This is a genomic window from Microbacterium sp. OVT16B (genome assembly GCF_019969705.1).
Classification (GTDB): Bacteria; Actinomycetota; Actinomycetes; order Actinomycetales; family Microbacteriaceae; genus Microbacterium; species Microbacterium natoriense.
Map to the genome: position 1 here is coordinate 3,688,263 of NZ_JAHXZA010000001.1, position 14,907 is coordinate 3,703,169.

The window sequence follows — 14,907 nt, forward strand, 5'->3', positions numbered from 1 at the left end:
GGTCGGGGCATGAGCAGCCGCACCGCATCCCCCGGAGTCGTTCCCTCCTACCTGCTCGCGCGCCTGGCCGAGTCGGGGCGGTTCCCGCACGCAGCGGCCGCCGCGCGACAGACGCTGACCGCGGGGCGCCCGCCGTTCCGCGCGCGCATCGACCTGTCGATCGACGAGAACGGCGACCTCGTGGCGCAGCTGTCCGATGCGCCGAACCGCACCATCAGCGACGCCGGCAACACGCAGAAGCTCCCCGGCATCCTGGTGCGCAGCGAAGACGATCCCCCGGTCGATGACGCCGCCGTGAACCAGGCGTTCGACGGGCTCGGCGCCACCTTCGAGCTGCTGCTCGCCGCATTCTCGCGCAACTCCCTCGACGACGCCGGGGCGCCGCTCGACGCGAGCGTGCACTACGGCGTCGACTACGACAACGCCTTCTGGGACGGCGAGCGCATGGTCTTCGGCGACGGCGACGGAGAGGTCTTCACGGGTTTCACGGCGTCGACCACCGTGATCGGGCACGAGCTCGCGCACGGCGTCGTGCAGCACACCGCGAACCTCGAGTACCAGGGCCAGCCCGGCGCGCTGAACGAGTCGATCGCCGACGTCTTCGGCGCGCTCACCGAGCAGTACCTGCTCGGGCAGACGGCGGCCCAGGCCACGTGGCTGATCGGCGCGGAGATCTTCACGGATGCGGTCGAGGGCGAGGCTCTGCGCTCCATGCTGCACCCCGGCACGGCCTACGACGACGACGAGCTCGGCAAGGATCCGCAGCCCGACCACATGAGCGGATTCGTGCGCACGACGGAAGACAACGGCGGCGTGCACATCAACTCCGGCATCCCGAACCGCGCCTTCGCGCTGTTCGCCCGCGATCTCGGGGGCAACGCCTGGGAGGGCGCGGGCCTGACCTGGTACCGCGCACTGACCGGAGGACTGTCGAGCACCGCCACGTTCGCGCAGTTCGCGGAGGCGACGATCACCGCGGCATCCGCGATCGACGACGCGACGGCGGCAGCCGCTCGACGCGCCTGGACGACCGTGGGAGTCTTGGAGGATGAGCGAGACCCCTCCTCCGACCGAGGAGCGCACGCAGACCGATGACGACGTCGTCGTCATCGCGGTCGTGCGCACCGGCGGCATCGCCGGCATCCGTCGCCGCTGGCGGGTCGCCGCCACCCCTGAGGACGCAGGGGACTGGATCGCGCTCATCGACCGCTGCCCCTGGGACGCACCGCCCTCCGACACGGAGGGCGCCGACCGCTTCGTGTGGAGCATCCGCGCCCGCACCCCCTCCGAGCGGCGGGAGCAGGAGCTGCCCGACGCGGCGCTCGACGGTCCGTGGCGCGCGCTGGTCGACGCCGTGCGAGCAGCGTCGGCGGAGTGACTACGCTGAACCCACGTCGACCCAGGGGGAACCATGCTCACACCGGATGAAGCCACGCGGCTGCTGTCACTCGCCCAGGATGCGCAGACCAGGGGCGACGTGCTCCTGCATCTGCACGTGGAGATCGGGCGTCTGACCGGGCAGACGTCGTCATGGGGTTCGGCAGACAACGGCCTGGCCGTGAACGAGAGCATCGGGTACTTCCTCGGGCAGGTCGAGCGGATCGGGTGGAGGCTCGAGCACACGGGGTACACCTTCATCGAGTCCGGGGCGACGACCTCGAACCGCGTCCTGAGCACGGGAACCGGCGTGGTCAACCACGGCGCCGTGTCGGGGTACTTCACGTTCCGGCGCGCCGCCCCCACGGCATCCTGAGCGGCGCACAATAGGGACATGGGACTTTTCCAGCACCGTCCAGAGGAAGAGGAGAACCAGTGGGTCCTCCCCTCCGAACCGCTCGATCGCGATGCGGCCGATGTGCTCGACGCCGTGCCCTCGGCCGACCCGCTGTCGCTGGGGTTCGAAGGGCAGGTGACCTCGATCGTCTTCCCCGTCGCGCCGGTGCTGCCGGAGGCCGGGGCCGACGAGACGGGCGAACCGAAGGACTGACGGGGTTCTGACACCGCCCGCCGCCGGGCGGTGTCGCCGACCGCGGCTACGGTGGAGGGATGACGATCACCGCCGCCGCAGACGGCTCCGCCCTGGGCAACCCCGGCCCGAACGGCTGGGCCTGGTACATCGACGACGCGAACTGGGCCGCCGGCGGCTCACCGCACGGCACGAACAACCAGGGAGAGCTGCAGGCCGTGCTCGAGCTGCTGCGCGCCACGGCCGGCACCTCCGAGAAGCTGGTGATCGAGTGCGACAGCAAGTACGTGATCGACTCGATCACCAAGTGGATGCCGGGCTGGAAGCGCAAGGGATGGCGCAAGTCCGACGGCGGACCCGTGCTGAACCGCGACCTGATGGAGGCGCTCGACGAGGCCATGCGAGGCCGCGACGTGACGTTCGAGTGGGTCAAGGGCCACGCGGGGCACCCCCTGAACGAAGCGGCGGACGAGCGTGCGAACGGCGCCGCCAAGGCGTACCAGGCGAAGCAGGAGCCGAACCGCGGGCCCGGTTTCACGCGGGGCGCGGCGGATGTCGAGGCGCCCATGGCGACACAGCCCGACCGGGACTGGCTCGCTCCGGCCGACGACGCGCGGGCGGATTCCCCCTCACCCGCTGCTGCATCCGTCGTCCCCGTCGCGTCTCCCGCCGAGCTCCCCGCCGAGCCGCTGTGGGCCGAGGCATCCGACCTCTTCGACGGCCTCGACGACGCTCCCGCAGACGACCCGATCGAGCTGCGCCTCACGCTCAGCGGCGATGAGCACGCGCGTCTCGCCGACCTCGCCGACGCGCAGGGCGTCACCCTCGAAGAGGCGCTGCGCCGCCTGATCTGAGCCGTGCGTCGACACGGCGTTCACCACTCCTCACGAATCAGCGCCGGCGGCGCAGAGAAGGCCGGATCCCGCGGGATCCGGCCTTTTCTTGAGGAGTTGTGAACGCTCAGACGGCGAGCAGCTCCCGCTCCAGGCGGGCGTACGAGGCTTCCATGCCGTCGGTCATGCCGGTGGCGAGGATCATGTCGCGCGTCTCCTTGTCGGGGTACTCGATGAGGAGGGTGATGAGCGTCGCGCCGTCCTCTTCGTAGAGGTTGAGGTCGTTGAGCGTCTCCGTCGGCATCCCGGTCATGCTTTCCGTGGTGACCGCGCGGCGAGGGGCGTCGACGAGCAGCGCCTCCCCCTCGAATCCGAAGGGCTGGCCCTCGGTGTCACCCACCGGCGCCCACGAGGTGCGGTACGTGTCCCCGGGCGCGGTCGCGACCACGCACTCGGTCATCTCCCACCCGTCGGGTCCGAGCAGCCACTGCTTCATGAGCTCGGCCTCGTGGTGTGCGCGCCAGACCAACTCGCGCGGACCCTCGACGAGCCGGGTGATGCGCACGTGGGTGTCGTCGAGCAGCTCGACGCGGGTGCCCTTGCCCTGCGCGTACTCGCGGAGGTCCTGCAGCACGGTGTCGAGCTGACCCATCGCCATGCGGATTCCCTCGCTCTGCCCCATCTCGACGACCTGCTCGAGCGCCTCGACCGAGTCGAAGTGGCTCGTGGTCACCATGCGAGTGCCTTCAGCGGTCGACTCGAACGCAAAGGACATGCGCTGCGCGGGGAAGCCCTCGATCGGCTGGCCGTCAGCGTCGGCGAAGGAGTCCAGCACCGTGAACGCGGTCGGCTCCTCGATCGAGAGGAACTCCCACGAGCCGGAGGAGGCCTCGCCGCGCGGACCGTTCATCGTGTAGTTCGCGCGTCCGCCGACGCTGTGGTCCCAGGCGGTGAACGTCGCCGGCCACCCGGGAGGACCCCAGAAGCGCTCGAGCTGCCGCGGGTCGCTGTAGGCGCTCCAGACCCGCTCGATCGGCGCCGCGAAGTCCGCGACGACGGTCATGGTGAGGTTCTCGGCATCCGTGGTGATGTCGGTGACAGGCATGTCAATCTCCCTGCTCTTTCGGTTCGGTGGTGCTCTGCTGCATGGGTGCCGGCTCGGCCAGCAGGTCGTCGAGCCGGGCGATGCGCGACCGCCACAGCTCTTCGTATCGGGCGAGGAGCGCCCTGGCGCGGGCGATCATCTCGGGGTTCGCGCGGACGAGCCGCTCGCGCCCCTCGGCGCGCTTGACGATGAGGTTCGCCGCTTCGAGCACGGACACGTGCTTCTGCACCGCGGCGAAGGACATCTCGTATTCGGAGGCGAGGGTCGAGACGGACTGCTCCCGCTCGATCGTCCGGCGCAGGATGTCGCGCCGGGTCGCCGTCGCCAGTGCGTGGAACACACGGTCGACCTCCGCTTCGCTGAGTTCTCTTTGTACAACCATTTGGTTGTACGTTATGCGACAGCGGATGCCGTGTCAAGAGGTTCCGTCAAGAACCTCGACGTAAGCCCCGGCTGGTACCCACTGCTGGCGCGACTCGACGCCCGCCTGAACGCGATCGCACCGGGATACGTCGGCAGCAGTGCAAGTCGAAGTTCGGCTCACTGTCGTTCTATGCCCTCCCGTCGGATGACGTCAGCGAGAACAACGAAGAGTTCAACGAGACGATCCGTGTTGCCGAGTGGGAGAGCATCGAGACCTGTGAGGCGTGTAGCTCAGCTGGCGCGTAGTACGTGATCCATCTTTGGGTGTCGACGCTGTGTCCCGCGCATCACAGAGCGAGGATAAGCCCCGCCGACGATGGGGTCAGTTAGCCCTTCGCATCCCGTCCAGCAGAAATCTGCCGTCGTAGATGGGCTGCTAGAAGCCGATCCCGGCGGCGACTAGATCACGAGCCAGCTGCAACGGAATGCGCTCCTGCTCAATGCGCCGCGCTCGCCCCCAGTTGTCATCAATGAGATCGAAGTACAGGGCACGCTCGTCGTCGGTGAGATGCTGCACCGGTCGCGGTTGACGAGGACCGAGGGCGCCTCCCCGCTTGTCAACGCTTGTCCCGAACCTCTCCCAGCGTGCAAAGGATCCTCGATCCATGAAGATCGAGCTAGCCAGTACGCCTGCCGCCCGGAAACCGTCGAGGATTTCAAGCCCGTCGGCATCCATGTCTCCCCAGTAGATGACGGCAGGAGCGCCGGTGATCCATTCGAAAGCCGCGATCGTCGAGCATCCTGTACCGGCGCCTTCGACGCTGATCGCACCGGCGAGCTCAGGAAAGTTCACCGCAGTGTCCTTGTTCTCGGAGATGATCACGACCCGTGGGTCATAGGCCGGTGCGAAGCGATCGCCTACAGTGGGGCTGTCGTACCTACGGCCGCCACCGTTGCGATGAGCCGGATCGAGGTAGGTGAAATGGATCCGTGATGGATGGTTCGGCGCCAAACCCAGATCATCCCGTCCCGCAAGCGCGGCAATCAGAGGCTGCCGGGTGTTCAACCACTTTGCGTGGAATCCCTCTAACGGCACCTGCCGCGGGGTGAGACCCGCGGCAGATTTCTCCGCGAACCATTCCGCTGCATGAAGGAGGAGCTCGAAATCGACATCGTCGAAACCGTCGACCTTGCGCAGCAGGCCGGCACGCACTTCAACGGCGGGGAACTGCTTGCAAAGCTCTGCCTCTCGGAGCCGTCCTCGCCGTAGACGCCCCGGCCAATCTCCTCCGATCAGTTCCGCAGCTGCGTCGATGCTGTCGATTGCGATGCGCGAGGGGATCGAATGCGGGACCCCACCAAGCCACCGGGTCCGGCTCTCGAGAATGACACCGCGCTCACGGGTCCACGATCGCCACAGGGTCACGGAGCCCTCTCAGGCCCTCGCACCTCCTGAGTGCATCTGAGCAACAGCCACCTCAGACGGACGTGCTGGCTTTAGCAACACGCCCTAGTCTCATCACCCTCGAAGGAACGGGTCGCCAAGGAAGATCGGCAGCCGAGCCCTGCTATTCGTCCCGATTCTGCGAGTTCATCGAACGACCAAACATAACCACTCCCATGCCAAGATACGAATATGACCCTGAAGGACGAGCCCTCGGAGCCGAGGACCTGGTTTATCGCTGACGCGCCGCTTTCCGACGCCGACAAGGACGCGTTCGGGCACCCAGATGTAGCCAACAATCTACTGACGATGTTGCGGGAGCCACACCTCGGCCGCAGAATGATCGGGCTGCTCGGATCCTTCGGCGTCGGTAAGAGCAGCGTTGTCGAGCTGTTAGGCAAGCTGCTCACCGGCGACAAGGAATACGCGTTGATCCGGGTGTCCGCAGAGCGCCACGAGATCGAGAACTTTCATAGATCGTTCGTCTTTTCCGTGGCAGAGGCGATACTGGACCGAGACCTTGCTTCGCGCCCTCAGGTCGAGCGGATCATCTCTCGCTTGGAATACTCCACGACTCAGAGTTGGTCTGATGTCAAGCTCTCAGGGGTCGGCCGCCTGCTGACGTTCATCAGTAGTCGCTTGCGGAGCAAGCTCGGCAAGTGGCTCGCGATCGTCGGCGGAATCGTGCTCGCGGTCCTGACGATCGCGACGCTCATCTTGATATTCAGCGGCTTCTTTACGACGGACACAGCCTCGCGCGTACTGTCCTGGACCGCAGCTTTCATTGGCAGCCTCGCGACGACGTTAGCTGCGGTGCCGCTATTCAGTCTCTTCCGGCACGCGGCGAAGCAAGCCGACCCATTCAAGCCAGGGCAGAGCACCTCGATGCGTCCGCGCGCCGAGGCAGCAGACGAGTATGAGCGAGTCTTCGCCAGTCTCGCTGAGCTCGTGAAGCCTCGTCTCGTGATCGCAGTCGACGACGTCGACCGCTTAGATCAGCATGAGATTCTTCCGGCGCTCAACGCGATCAGGAGCTTTCAGCTCACGGTGTCGACGGCTAGACAGCCGACGTTCATCGTCTCGCTCGATGACACGATCATTGCGAAGGCACTCGTCGCGCAGCGTGTGGACCAGGGGCCCATCAGTCGAGATGACGCGGATCTGCTCATCGATGAGTACCTCAACCGCCTGTTCACTCTCCGACAGATCATGCCGTTGCATGCGCGCCGAGACCTGCGAGCCTACGCGCGAGAACTCCTCGTCTCTACCGGCCATCGAGGTGCAGAAAAACTAGGGGATAGTCTCGAGACCGTCCTCAACATCCTCATTCATGACGAGGTGCAGTCCCCGCGCCACGTGATCCGATTGCTCAACGGGTACTTCGCTGACTACCGCCTTGCGATGAGACGCGAGCGCGGAGAGGACGGCAGGCGCGCAATCAGCGCGGGACTTGTGACGTCTGCGCCAGCGGTGCTCGCTCGGATGACTGTGCTGAAGAACGATTTCCCGACGTTCTTCGCTGCCCTCGTTGTCGACACCCAACTCGTCGCGGCCATAGAGAGCGATGTCCGGGGCACGCTCGATGCCACCGCCGCGGCAGAGGCCGCCGAGAAATCCGGGCTTTCAGTCGATTCGGCTACCTATGCCTCCCTGAAACGGTTCATTGGGCGCACCGCGACATGGACCGAACCGATCGAAGACCTGCTGCCTTTCCTTTACCTCGGCCAGGACAGCCTCGAGCGATCGATGGGGAGTGCCGATGCTCGTCGCGTCTTGTCTGTGCTGTCGAACCGCCAGATCGCAGAATTCGGTCAGCTCCTGGTCGATGCCTCCGGAGCACCCGACGAACAACGTGGCGCGTACGCCGAGTCCATCGTGGATGCGATCAATACCCTTGGCGGGCTTGAACTCGCCAACTCACTCGCAACCATTGTCGAGAACGCCGAGAGCGCGAACGCGCTCAGCAGCAAGATCGCTGACGCTGTTTCGGCAGGCATCGTCCGAGCGCCCGCCACAGACCTTTCAACAGAAGGTCTCGCGGTTCTCTTACAGGCAGTATCGAGCGACAAGCTGCGGGACGAGATTGCGGGCGCGCTCAGCAACGTCCCCGACACTGGCGATGCACGGGGAATCTGGACCACCTCCGTGCTGGATCATGACGCCAAGATCGCGGCCTATCCACTGGCGATCGGCAACGTCCGAACCGCTCTCCGCAGCGCGACTCGGGAGATGGTCGCAGGTCAGCTTGTCGAGGATCTGGAGTCCTACGCGAGCCACTTGCGTGCGGACTCAGACAGCGAGCTCGCCGAAATCATCCTTTCGTCCACGCTAGAAGCGTTCGCCCAATCTGAGAACGACTTGACTGAGGCCTTCGCGAACGCCTCCGCGGCGGCCGCGGCTTCGCTACCTGCATCCGCACTTTCGACGGAAATGAATGCCGCCGCGGTATCGGCGCTTCGCAGCGGAGCGACCTCGAACGGCGCACTCGCTGCGCTGCGTATCGTGCAAACGGTGGATCTCACGGTGCCGAAGCAACTGGCGGATCTGTCGTATGCGTATCTCGGAAGTGCAACGACCCCGACACGAGATGCGCTTGTGGACGGTTTCAAGCCCGACCATCTTGCCCCCGCCAAATGGTTGCTGACACAGACAATTCAGCGCGCTCCGGGGTTCACCGCCGCCTGGGGCGCAAAGCGAAAGGCAACTCTCCCTCGCCAGATCGCCGAGGTTCTCGCTCTGAGCATCGATGCCTGGAACACCATCTATCCCAGCGGCAACGAGATCGTTGCCACTCTTCTGAGAGAACGACCAAGTGATGCCACGCCGGTCGTCGCCAGCGCAGCGCGTCTCGTATCCCGCGCCACCGAGGAAATCGACAGCGACGAGCAGGCACTGCTTGAGCATATACTCGGCCATGCCTCGGATCTGTCTGATGAAGGGCTCACCCCGCTTCAGTCGGCGCTCCGGCAAGCCCTCCTCATCACCGGAGACAAAGGTCTTCGCGAACAAATGATCGCGCTACTCCCGCCGATCAGAACCGAACCTGATTGGGAGCCCTGGCTTGAGAAGACGGTGCTCGAGACGGCGGCGGCAGCTGACTCCACTCTCGCATCAGTAGAGGCTGCTGCTGACGTAGTTCTCGCGGCGTCGCCGCCTGAACCTTCGGCAACAGCGGCAACGGCCGTTCACGAGTTGATTCGAACAAAGATGATCCCCTACCGCCACTACGCTCCTGCCGTGCGCCTCATGGGCTCGTTCGACTGGCCGGAGGATAGCCTCGCGCCAGCACTGGAGATGATCGCCCCCGTTCTCGACGAGGGTGACGAAGCAGCGATCGAATCCGTTTTCAGGCACCTCGGCGATGTCGATCGAGGTGGCCTCACTCCGACAGCGGTCTCACAGATCCGCAACGCCGCTGAGGACCGATTGGATCACGCCCCAGCGGCGCGGGCGATGATAATTCGCCACCTGCCACTCGAGGAAGGACTCGAAGTCGCACTCACCGCCGGCCACGAAGGCAAGACGACAATGCTCGAAGCATTGGACGAAGCCTCCAGCGACGAGATCACAGCTCTCGTGGAGGGCATCCCCGCAATATGGGTGAGCCGAGAATCCTCAGCACCACTCGGAGCTGAGCTGCTCACCTACATCGCAGACTTGGACCAGACAACATATGTCGACGCCGTCGTTAAAGTCACATCGGACTTCATGGCCAACGACGATTCAGTTATCGTACCCGGGCGCCTCGGTGAGCTCGCCGACGCGAGCGAGTCGAGCATCGAACCAGTGGCTGAGGTAATCTCCTCCGGCCTGGCAGGCGCGGCCCACGAGGTACTCACAGCCACTCGGCTTTTGGGGGCCGTCGGCACTTCGTCTGCGCTTGACAAGAAGCTCTCGGCGCCGATCGCTGCGGCGCTCTGGCGGTGGAGCCGAGAGGAGTTGGATCGCGACATCGCCATACGCATCGCGGACGCCGCGCGCGCGGGGAGTGCGTCGAGAAGCGCCGCACAACAAATCATCGGTCCTCGCGGCCCTCGCAAAGAGCCTGCCAAGACGATCTACCTAGACGTACGTCGAGTTCTCTCCAAATCGGAGTGATCTTCGATCCCGCCGTGCGCGGGCAGAGCGAGCATTCTGGTCCTGGGCGATCGTCCATGTCATGCACGAGACCGGCATGTGGCAGGAAGAAGTCTGAGCTCTCGGCAACCGCCTTGATCATCTACGAAGCATCGAGAGGCGAGAAGATGCCCTTGCTACGGGTTGTCCCGTCGAAATCCGATCGAGAACGCGTGCTCCTAGTTTCGCCCGACTCGCATACGTTCTGGCTCGCCGTCGGCTCGCCGGGGAAACTCCTGCCATACCGGACCGAGATCGTCGACATCGTGAAAGACAAGGGATGGATTTCGGTATCCGCTCTGATGGCGACGCAACAGTCGACCATGGTGACTGAGGGGAAGCACAGCCCCGTGGAATGGTTCAGGCGTGGCGGCGACGTGGACGCGCTGGCCCGGATCATCGAGGGTCAGAAGTGGCGATAGAGATTATGGCCATGCAACGGCACAGCGGGCGCCGCCCACCTGTTGCCTAACGAGTGCGGCCTCGAGCTGCGAGAAACTCCGTCGCCGTCTCAACTTGATACCGCTCGTCGACGTAACTTGCCGGAGTGACATTTCGGGTTACGAAGAGGGTGCTTAGGTGAAACTGCTCGCCGTCAGGCGGGTCGCCGAGTCCGAGACGCGTCGCAATGCTCGCGACGTGGGGCGCTAGTTCGTTCTCCTTGCGGGCGAGCTGCGTTGTATAGCAGGGCTTGGTCCCGCGGTCTCCTACCTTGTCCCGGAAGAAGGTGCGCAGTTGGCGTGCCGTCTCAGCGAATCCGTGTACCGACGCAGGGTCCTTCGCCTCTATCAACCAGATGGTGCTATCGCCAGGGCGTCCGCAAACGAGGTCGACTTCGGTTGTGAGAGTCGGAACGCCGAGTCGCGCGTGGTCATTAGGTTTCACGCGGGCGATCGTGATGTATCCAAGTTCCTCCAGCTGAGTTTGGAGAATTCTTTCGAACCGAATGTTGCGGCGCGCACGGCGGTCCGCAAGCGCGTTGCTGACCGGCTGAGGGACGTCTCCCGCCCAGGGAAGAACTCCTTGGAGGAGGTGGCGGTAGTAGACCTGAACGGAGGTCAGTAAGTACTGCGGACTGACAATGAGTCGTCCGTCCGAGTCTTGCACCAGCGGTTGCACGAGGAGCCGATGACGCCGTGTGCGCGTTTGCCAAGGCTTCCAATCCACGGCTTGCATGTGGACGGCCGTGCTCGTGAGCATCCCGATAGCGGCTTCGACACGCGTGCTCTGCAACTCATCCGCGCCCCGGCCCAGCGCGTCACATACCCATGCTGTTGCTTCGGCCACGGTGACGTGCGCGGTCGTTCTGCCTGGCTCGAACGTCTCCCACTTTGCGAGAGCGGCGAGGGTGGAGAGCATGTCCTGCGACGTCGCCCCCCATGCCTGCTGGAAAGCACCCTCGACGTCGTCTCCTTCGTTCGTCTGTTGCAACGAATCGTCATCTTGAGTGCCATACAACCGAACGCTTGCGACCGCACGGCTCAATTCGTCGTTACGCAGGCCCCACGCCGAAACGTCGGGATGCGAATCGTCGTCGACGGCCAGCTCGTACATCGGGCTGAGGTTGATGACTGCAGGCGCGATTTGGTGATACATCCGCTCGCTCAATGTGGTCGCGGTGAGGTACGCGTCTGCGGCGGCAAGAAGACCGCTCCACGCCTGAGGAGTGATCGGCTTCGCTTCCGCCGACGCATCCAGGATGCGCAAGGCGGCTTCCACCACGATCTCGTTGCATTGACGAAGCTGAAGTGTCTCCGCCGAGAGCTCGGCGGTGCGGGTGAGCGGATCCCATTCGGTCGAGAGGTTCGCCGCGACTCGGGACAGATCGTCTTGCTGATGAATAGCGCTGTCCATTACTCTCGCCAGCTGCTCCATTCCCGTCAACACCACCTCGCTCACGTCGTGTCTCTTGATTCCTTCCATCAGAGTTTCGAGAGCAAGGGGCGCAAGATGTTCGCGGATAAGTCGATTCGCGTCGTCCGCTCGGTACTCTCCAGGTTCGACGCCGGCATCGTGGAGTCGGCGCCCCAAAGCCGCAATCATGCGGCTCTCGTCAGAGGGTCGTAGACGCCACGGATCAGGCAGGTGATTGAGAGTGGTCCGCGACTGCTTCATCTCCAGGATGAGAAAGGGTTTTGCTGTGCGCCACTGGTCGCGGAGCGCCGCTGCAACTTCAATATCCATGCCTCCCGCGCGGAGGAGGTCGAACACTGCGTCCACTGTTAGGAGATTCGCCGCGTGCGGATCTCCATTTGCCGAGTCTGCGAATCTTTCGACATCGATGCGCCACAAAACGTTGACTGGTTCATCGACGGCACGCGCGACGGGGTCGAGATACGCCGTGACCACGCTGGTTGATTCATCCGAGGCCGTTTCCGATGTGTGGAGATAGAGGACATATCCGGGCACATCGTTCGTCTGGTGCGCGGAACGCCATCGATCACCAAGCGAAGCGAAGCCGTAGATTAGCCCGCCGCATAAGTCGAAGATAAACCGTCGATGATCGGCAGACAGTTTCTCCACGCTCGCCCGCGCCACCGCAACGGGGGGTTCGGTGAGAGCGAGGGACCACCCGTCAACACCAGGCGCGGTGGCGACGCCGCGGGTGGCCTCGTACTTGGAGTCACCAGCGATCATCGCGACATTTGCGACGGGTCCCGGGGCGACCTCAGCTGCTCGGAGGTCTCGAATCGGGGGAAGCCCCACCCTGTGGAGCGCCACTTCGAGATCCGAGAGCTCTACCGCTCGATCCCACTCGGCCTCGCCCGCATGCGCTTCAAAGTAGACGGCAGTAGGTATCACACCGCCCTTGAAGAACGACTTGCCGTTGGCCTTCCATGGTTCCCAGTAGTTGATCGCTTCCCACCCGAAACTCTCGGGGAAATCGGGAGCGCTCAGATCCCGCGTGAATGCGTAGAGATCATCGTCGGACGTCGCCGTTCCCGCGATCCAGGTCAAGTCTTCGAGCGCGAGGTTGGCTTCACCGACCGCCTGCGACACAGCGATGTGACCGGCCGCAGCGAACACCGTCAGCGGGATGACCTCCGTACCCGGTTTGATGGTTCCTTGTCGCCCGCCCGCCATGCGCACCGAAACTGGGTCGGATTGCGACCTAATCTGTTTCGCCAGATCCACTGAGCCGATGCGCGGCGGTGGCGTAGACCCCAGATCGGGAACATAAATGACCGAGACTGCGATGCAGGTGGATGGGTTCACCGGCACCAGCCACTGAACGTCGATCCCTCGAAGCGGGGAATCGACACCTTCGCTGCTGGGAGGGGCTTCGATCAAGGTGTCGGAAAAGCGCCATAGGGCCTGGCGGATCTGGTTCAGGCAAGAACTCCGGAGTGCCCGTCGCGCATGCCCGTCTCGATCGAGCGCGGATATCAATTCTTGTACGGCATGAGCCATGATCTCTGGAACGAAGAGTGGCGGCACCCATCGGAATCCGCCAGCGGAGTCACCAAAGCGGAGGAACCTCCCGAATGGACTGGACGGGCTCTCGATATCGAACGCGGCCCCACCCGCGGAGTTCGTCATCCATTCCAACGCCCTTTTGTCAGCCTCGTCGAGTTCGATGTGGTCGACGGGGTCCATGTTGAGGAAGTCGCGCGTCGCTTCGTACTCAGCGCCCGGCAATGAAACTTCGTCGCTGAGCTCGAGGTCCGGGACTGCCACCCACGCGTCCGCAAGGTGGCGGACACAGAGATCGCCGTACCTCATCGCCAGGTTGACCACGTTCGCGATACCGAATCGAAATCGCCTGCGGAGCCGATCGTCTACCGCTTCGGCCATTCTGAGCGCGCGCGTGAGATCAGCGACGGGCCGTTCGGTGAGGCCAGGAACTGCACGCAGCGATTCAGAGCCGACGGCGAGGAAGGCTGTTCGGGTCGGGTCGGTGGGAATGAAGTCTTCACGCGCCGGGCCGATCCCATAGGTGGTAGCCACTAGATCGGACAGTGCTTGGATCGACGGCAGCGACTGGTACTCGTCTGATGCCGGAGCGGCGGAGGCTCGTAGTGCGGCCGCGAAGCTGCTTCCCAATGTCACCGATCGATGCCTGTTGCCCGGGGACGTGGCGGCGGCGAATATCAACGTCCAGAGCTCGTCCGGATCGTACGCTGAAAAGGCTTGTTCGAGTGCGTCTGGCTCCAGTTGCGTGGCGCTCACCGCGCGCGGTTGAGCTCGAGGCCGCTTGTTTCTACGAGATTGTCTGCTTTTCCCCACGCAAGCATTCAAGCGCAAGCCGGCGACATCCCAGCCCATTACTGTGCGTTGAAGATGTTGTTCAACGGGGAGAAGGGTCTGCTGCAGGAACAAGTGACATCTGAGCTGTGGTGCTGTAAGGCATCGCTGGAAGGATGAACGCCATGCCTAAGCCTTGCCCACGCGAGTCCCGAGACGAAGTCGTTCGGGACAGTTGCTTCGAGGGAGACATGGACACGGTCGTGAAGGACCACGCCCGGGCGTTCCTATTCCGGAGCCCGAATGACCCCGCCGACGCCTCGCAGTGGCGACATTCGCGCCCTATCGCAGATGGGACGACCGCGAGCGCAGGAAGAGCTCTTGTCGGAACCGCGTTTCGGCGACACGACCGGCCTTTGCATGACACGGGTCTGCTGTAGGAACTGGTTACATCTGAGCTGTGGCGCCTGGGGGTGCTGCTGGAAGGATGAACATCATGCCTAAGCCCTATTCGCGTGAGTCTCGTGACGACGTGGTTCGCGTCACGGAGAACCGTGAGCCCGGCGTCCCGTTGCGTCAGATCGCGGCGGACTTCGGGTTCAGCGAGGCGTGTCTGTAGAACTGGATGCGACAGGCCGCTGTCGAGACGGGAGCGAAGCCCGGGACGACCGCGACGGAGAACGCCGAGCTGCGTGAGTTGCGCAAGCGGAATCGGCTGCTCGAGCAGGAGAACGAGGTGCTGCGGCGGGCGGCGGCGTATTTCGCCCAGGCTCATCTGTCGGGAGAATGATGTACCCGCTCGTGAGAGAGCTCGCCGCTGACGGGATCCCCGTTGTGGTGCAGAGTCACATCCTGCGGCGACAACGCCTGGGCCGTTTGACACCCATCGAGTTCG

The 14,907-nt window shown here is 64.1% G+C and carries 13 protein-coding genes; 9 read left to right on the plus strand and 4 right to left on the minus strand.

The window, feature by feature from the left end:
• Nucleotides 1–9 precede the first annotated feature (9 nt).
• Genes LC438_RS17275 through LC438_RS17295 form a run of 5 tightly spaced genes read left to right on the plus strand, consistent with a single transcriptional unit; the run spans nt 10 to nt 2,820 of the window.
• Nucleotides 10–1,095, plus strand: a complete 1,086-nt coding sequence (locus tag LC438_RS17275; protein ID WP_223587311.1) for a M4 family metallopeptidase — start codon at nt 10–12, stop codon at nt 1,093–1,095.
• A complete protein-coding gene (locus LC438_RS17280; RefSeq protein WP_223587312.1) occupies nt 1,049–1,378 on the plus strand; it encodes a protealysin inhibitor emfourin in 330 nt (109 codons plus the stop codon). The genes LC438_RS17275 and LC438_RS17280 overlap by 47 nt, the downstream gene beginning before the upstream one ends.
• Before the next feature lie 33 nt (nt 1,379–1,411).
• Nucleotides 1,412–1,753: a hypothetical protein gene (locus tag LC438_RS17285; RefSeq protein WP_105673120.1), complete on the plus strand. Its 342-nt coding sequence runs from the start codon at nt 1,412–1,414 to the stop codon at nt 1,751–1,753.
• An 18-nt stretch (nt 1,754–1,771) separates the two neighbouring features.
• Nucleotides 1,772–1,987: a hypothetical protein gene (locus tag LC438_RS17290; RefSeq protein WP_105673119.1), complete on the plus strand. Its 216-nt coding sequence runs from the start codon at nt 1,772–1,774 to the stop codon at nt 1,985–1,987.
• Nucleotides 1,988–2,046: 59 nt separating this feature from the next.
• A complete protein-coding gene (locus LC438_RS17295) occupies nt 2,047–2,820 on the plus strand; it encodes a ribonuclease H (protein ID WP_223587313.1) in 774 nt (257 codons plus the stop codon).
• A gap of 106 nt (nt 2,821–2,926) precedes the next feature.
• Here LC438_RS17295 and LC438_RS17300 read toward each other — a convergent pair whose 3' ends face one another.
• The 3 genes from LC438_RS17300 to LC438_RS17310 form a co-directional block, all read right to left on the minus strand.
• The gene (locus LC438_RS17300; protein ID WP_223587314.1) at nt 2,927–3,904 is read right to left on the minus strand and encodes an SRPBCC family protein; all 978 of its coding nucleotides are present in this window, start codon (nt 3,902–3,904) and stop codon (nt 2,927–2,929) included.
• A gap of 1 nt (nt 3,905) precedes the next feature.
• A complete protein-coding gene (locus LC438_RS17305) occupies nt 3,906–4,286 on the minus strand; it encodes a helix-turn-helix domain-containing protein (protein WP_223587315.1) in 381 nt (126 codons plus the stop codon).
• Nucleotides 4,287–4,703: 417 nt separating this feature from the next.
• Entirely contained in the window at nt 4,704–5,693 is a 990-nt protein-coding gene (locus tag LC438_RS17310; RefSeq protein WP_223587316.1) for a DUF3322 and DUF2220 domain-containing protein, read from the minus strand.
• Nucleotides 5,694–5,903: 210 nt separating this feature from the next.
• Between LC438_RS17310 and LC438_RS17315 the strand changes: the two genes are divergently transcribed.
• Nucleotides 5,904–9,809, plus strand: a complete 3,906-nt coding sequence (locus LC438_RS17315; protein ID WP_223587317.1) for a P-loop NTPase fold protein — start codon at nt 5,904–5,906, stop codon at nt 9,807–9,809.
• A gap of 113 nt (nt 9,810–9,922) precedes the next feature.
• Entirely contained in the window at nt 9,923–10,249 is a 327-nt protein-coding gene (locus tag LC438_RS17320; RefSeq protein WP_223587318.1) for a hypothetical protein, read from the plus strand.
• Between the two features lie 46 nt (nt 10,250–10,295).
• On the opposite strand, the gene LC438_RS17325 is transcribed toward LC438_RS17320, so the two are convergent.
• Nucleotides 10,296–13,997: a hypothetical protein gene (locus tag LC438_RS17325; RefSeq protein WP_223587319.1), complete on the minus strand. Its 3,702-nt coding sequence runs from the start codon at nt 13,995–13,997 to the stop codon at nt 10,296–10,298.
• A gap of 511 nt (nt 13,998–14,508) precedes the next feature.
• Here LC438_RS17325 and LC438_RS18600 point away from each other — a divergent pair.
• Both LC438_RS18600 and LC438_RS17330 read left to right on the plus strand, forming a co-directional pair.
• A complete protein-coding gene (locus LC438_RS18600) occupies nt 14,509–14,631 on the plus strand; it encodes a hypothetical protein (RefSeq protein ID WP_263294840.1) in 123 nt (40 codons plus the stop codon).
• Between the two features lie 6 nt (nt 14,632–14,637).
• The gene (locus LC438_RS17330) at nt 14,638–14,802 is read left to right on the plus strand and encodes a hypothetical protein (RefSeq protein WP_223587320.1); all 165 of its coding nucleotides are present in this window, start codon (nt 14,638–14,640) and stop codon (nt 14,800–14,802) included.
• Nucleotides 14,803–14,907 lie beyond the last annotated feature (105 nt).

Bases quoted from the DNA above. Each gene is read 5' to 3' on its own strand.
- LC438_RS17275 (WP_223587311.1), top strand. From the start codon at position 10: ATGAGCAGCCGCACCGCATCCCCCGGAGTCGTTCCCTCCTACCTGCTC.
- LC438_RS17280 (WP_223587312.1), top strand. From the start codon at position 1,049: ATGAGCGAGACCCCTCCTCCGACCGAGGAGCGCACGCAGACCGATGAC.
- LC438_RS17285 (WP_105673120.1), top strand. From the start codon at position 1,412: ATGCTCACACCGGATGAAGCCACGCGGCTGCTGTCACTCGCCCAGGAT.
- LC438_RS17290 (WP_105673119.1), top strand. From the start codon at position 1,772: ATGGGACTTTTCCAGCACCGTCCAGAGGAAGAGGAGAACCAGTGGGTC.
- LC438_RS17295 (WP_223587313.1), top strand. From the start codon at position 2,047: ATGACGATCACCGCCGCCGCAGACGGCTCCGCCCTGGGCAACCCCGGC.
- LC438_RS17300 (WP_223587314.1), bottom strand. From the start codon at position 3,904: ATGCCTGTCACCGACATCACCACGGATGCCGAGAACCTCACCATGACC.
- LC438_RS17305 (WP_223587315.1), bottom strand. From the start codon at position 4,286: ATGGTTGTACAAAGAGAACTCAGCGAAGCGGAGGTCGACCGTGTGTTC.
- LC438_RS17315 (WP_223587317.1), top strand. From the start codon at position 5,904: ATGACCCTGAAGGACGAGCCCTCGGAGCCGAGGACCTGGTTTATCGCT.
- LC438_RS18600 (WP_263294840.1), top strand. From the start codon at position 14,509: ATGCCTAAGCCCTATTCGCGTGAGTCTCGTGACGACGTGGTTCGCGTC.
- LC438_RS17330 (WP_223587320.1), top strand. From the start codon at position 14,638: ATGCGACAGGCCGCTGTCGAGACGGGAGCGAAGCCCGGGACGACCGCG.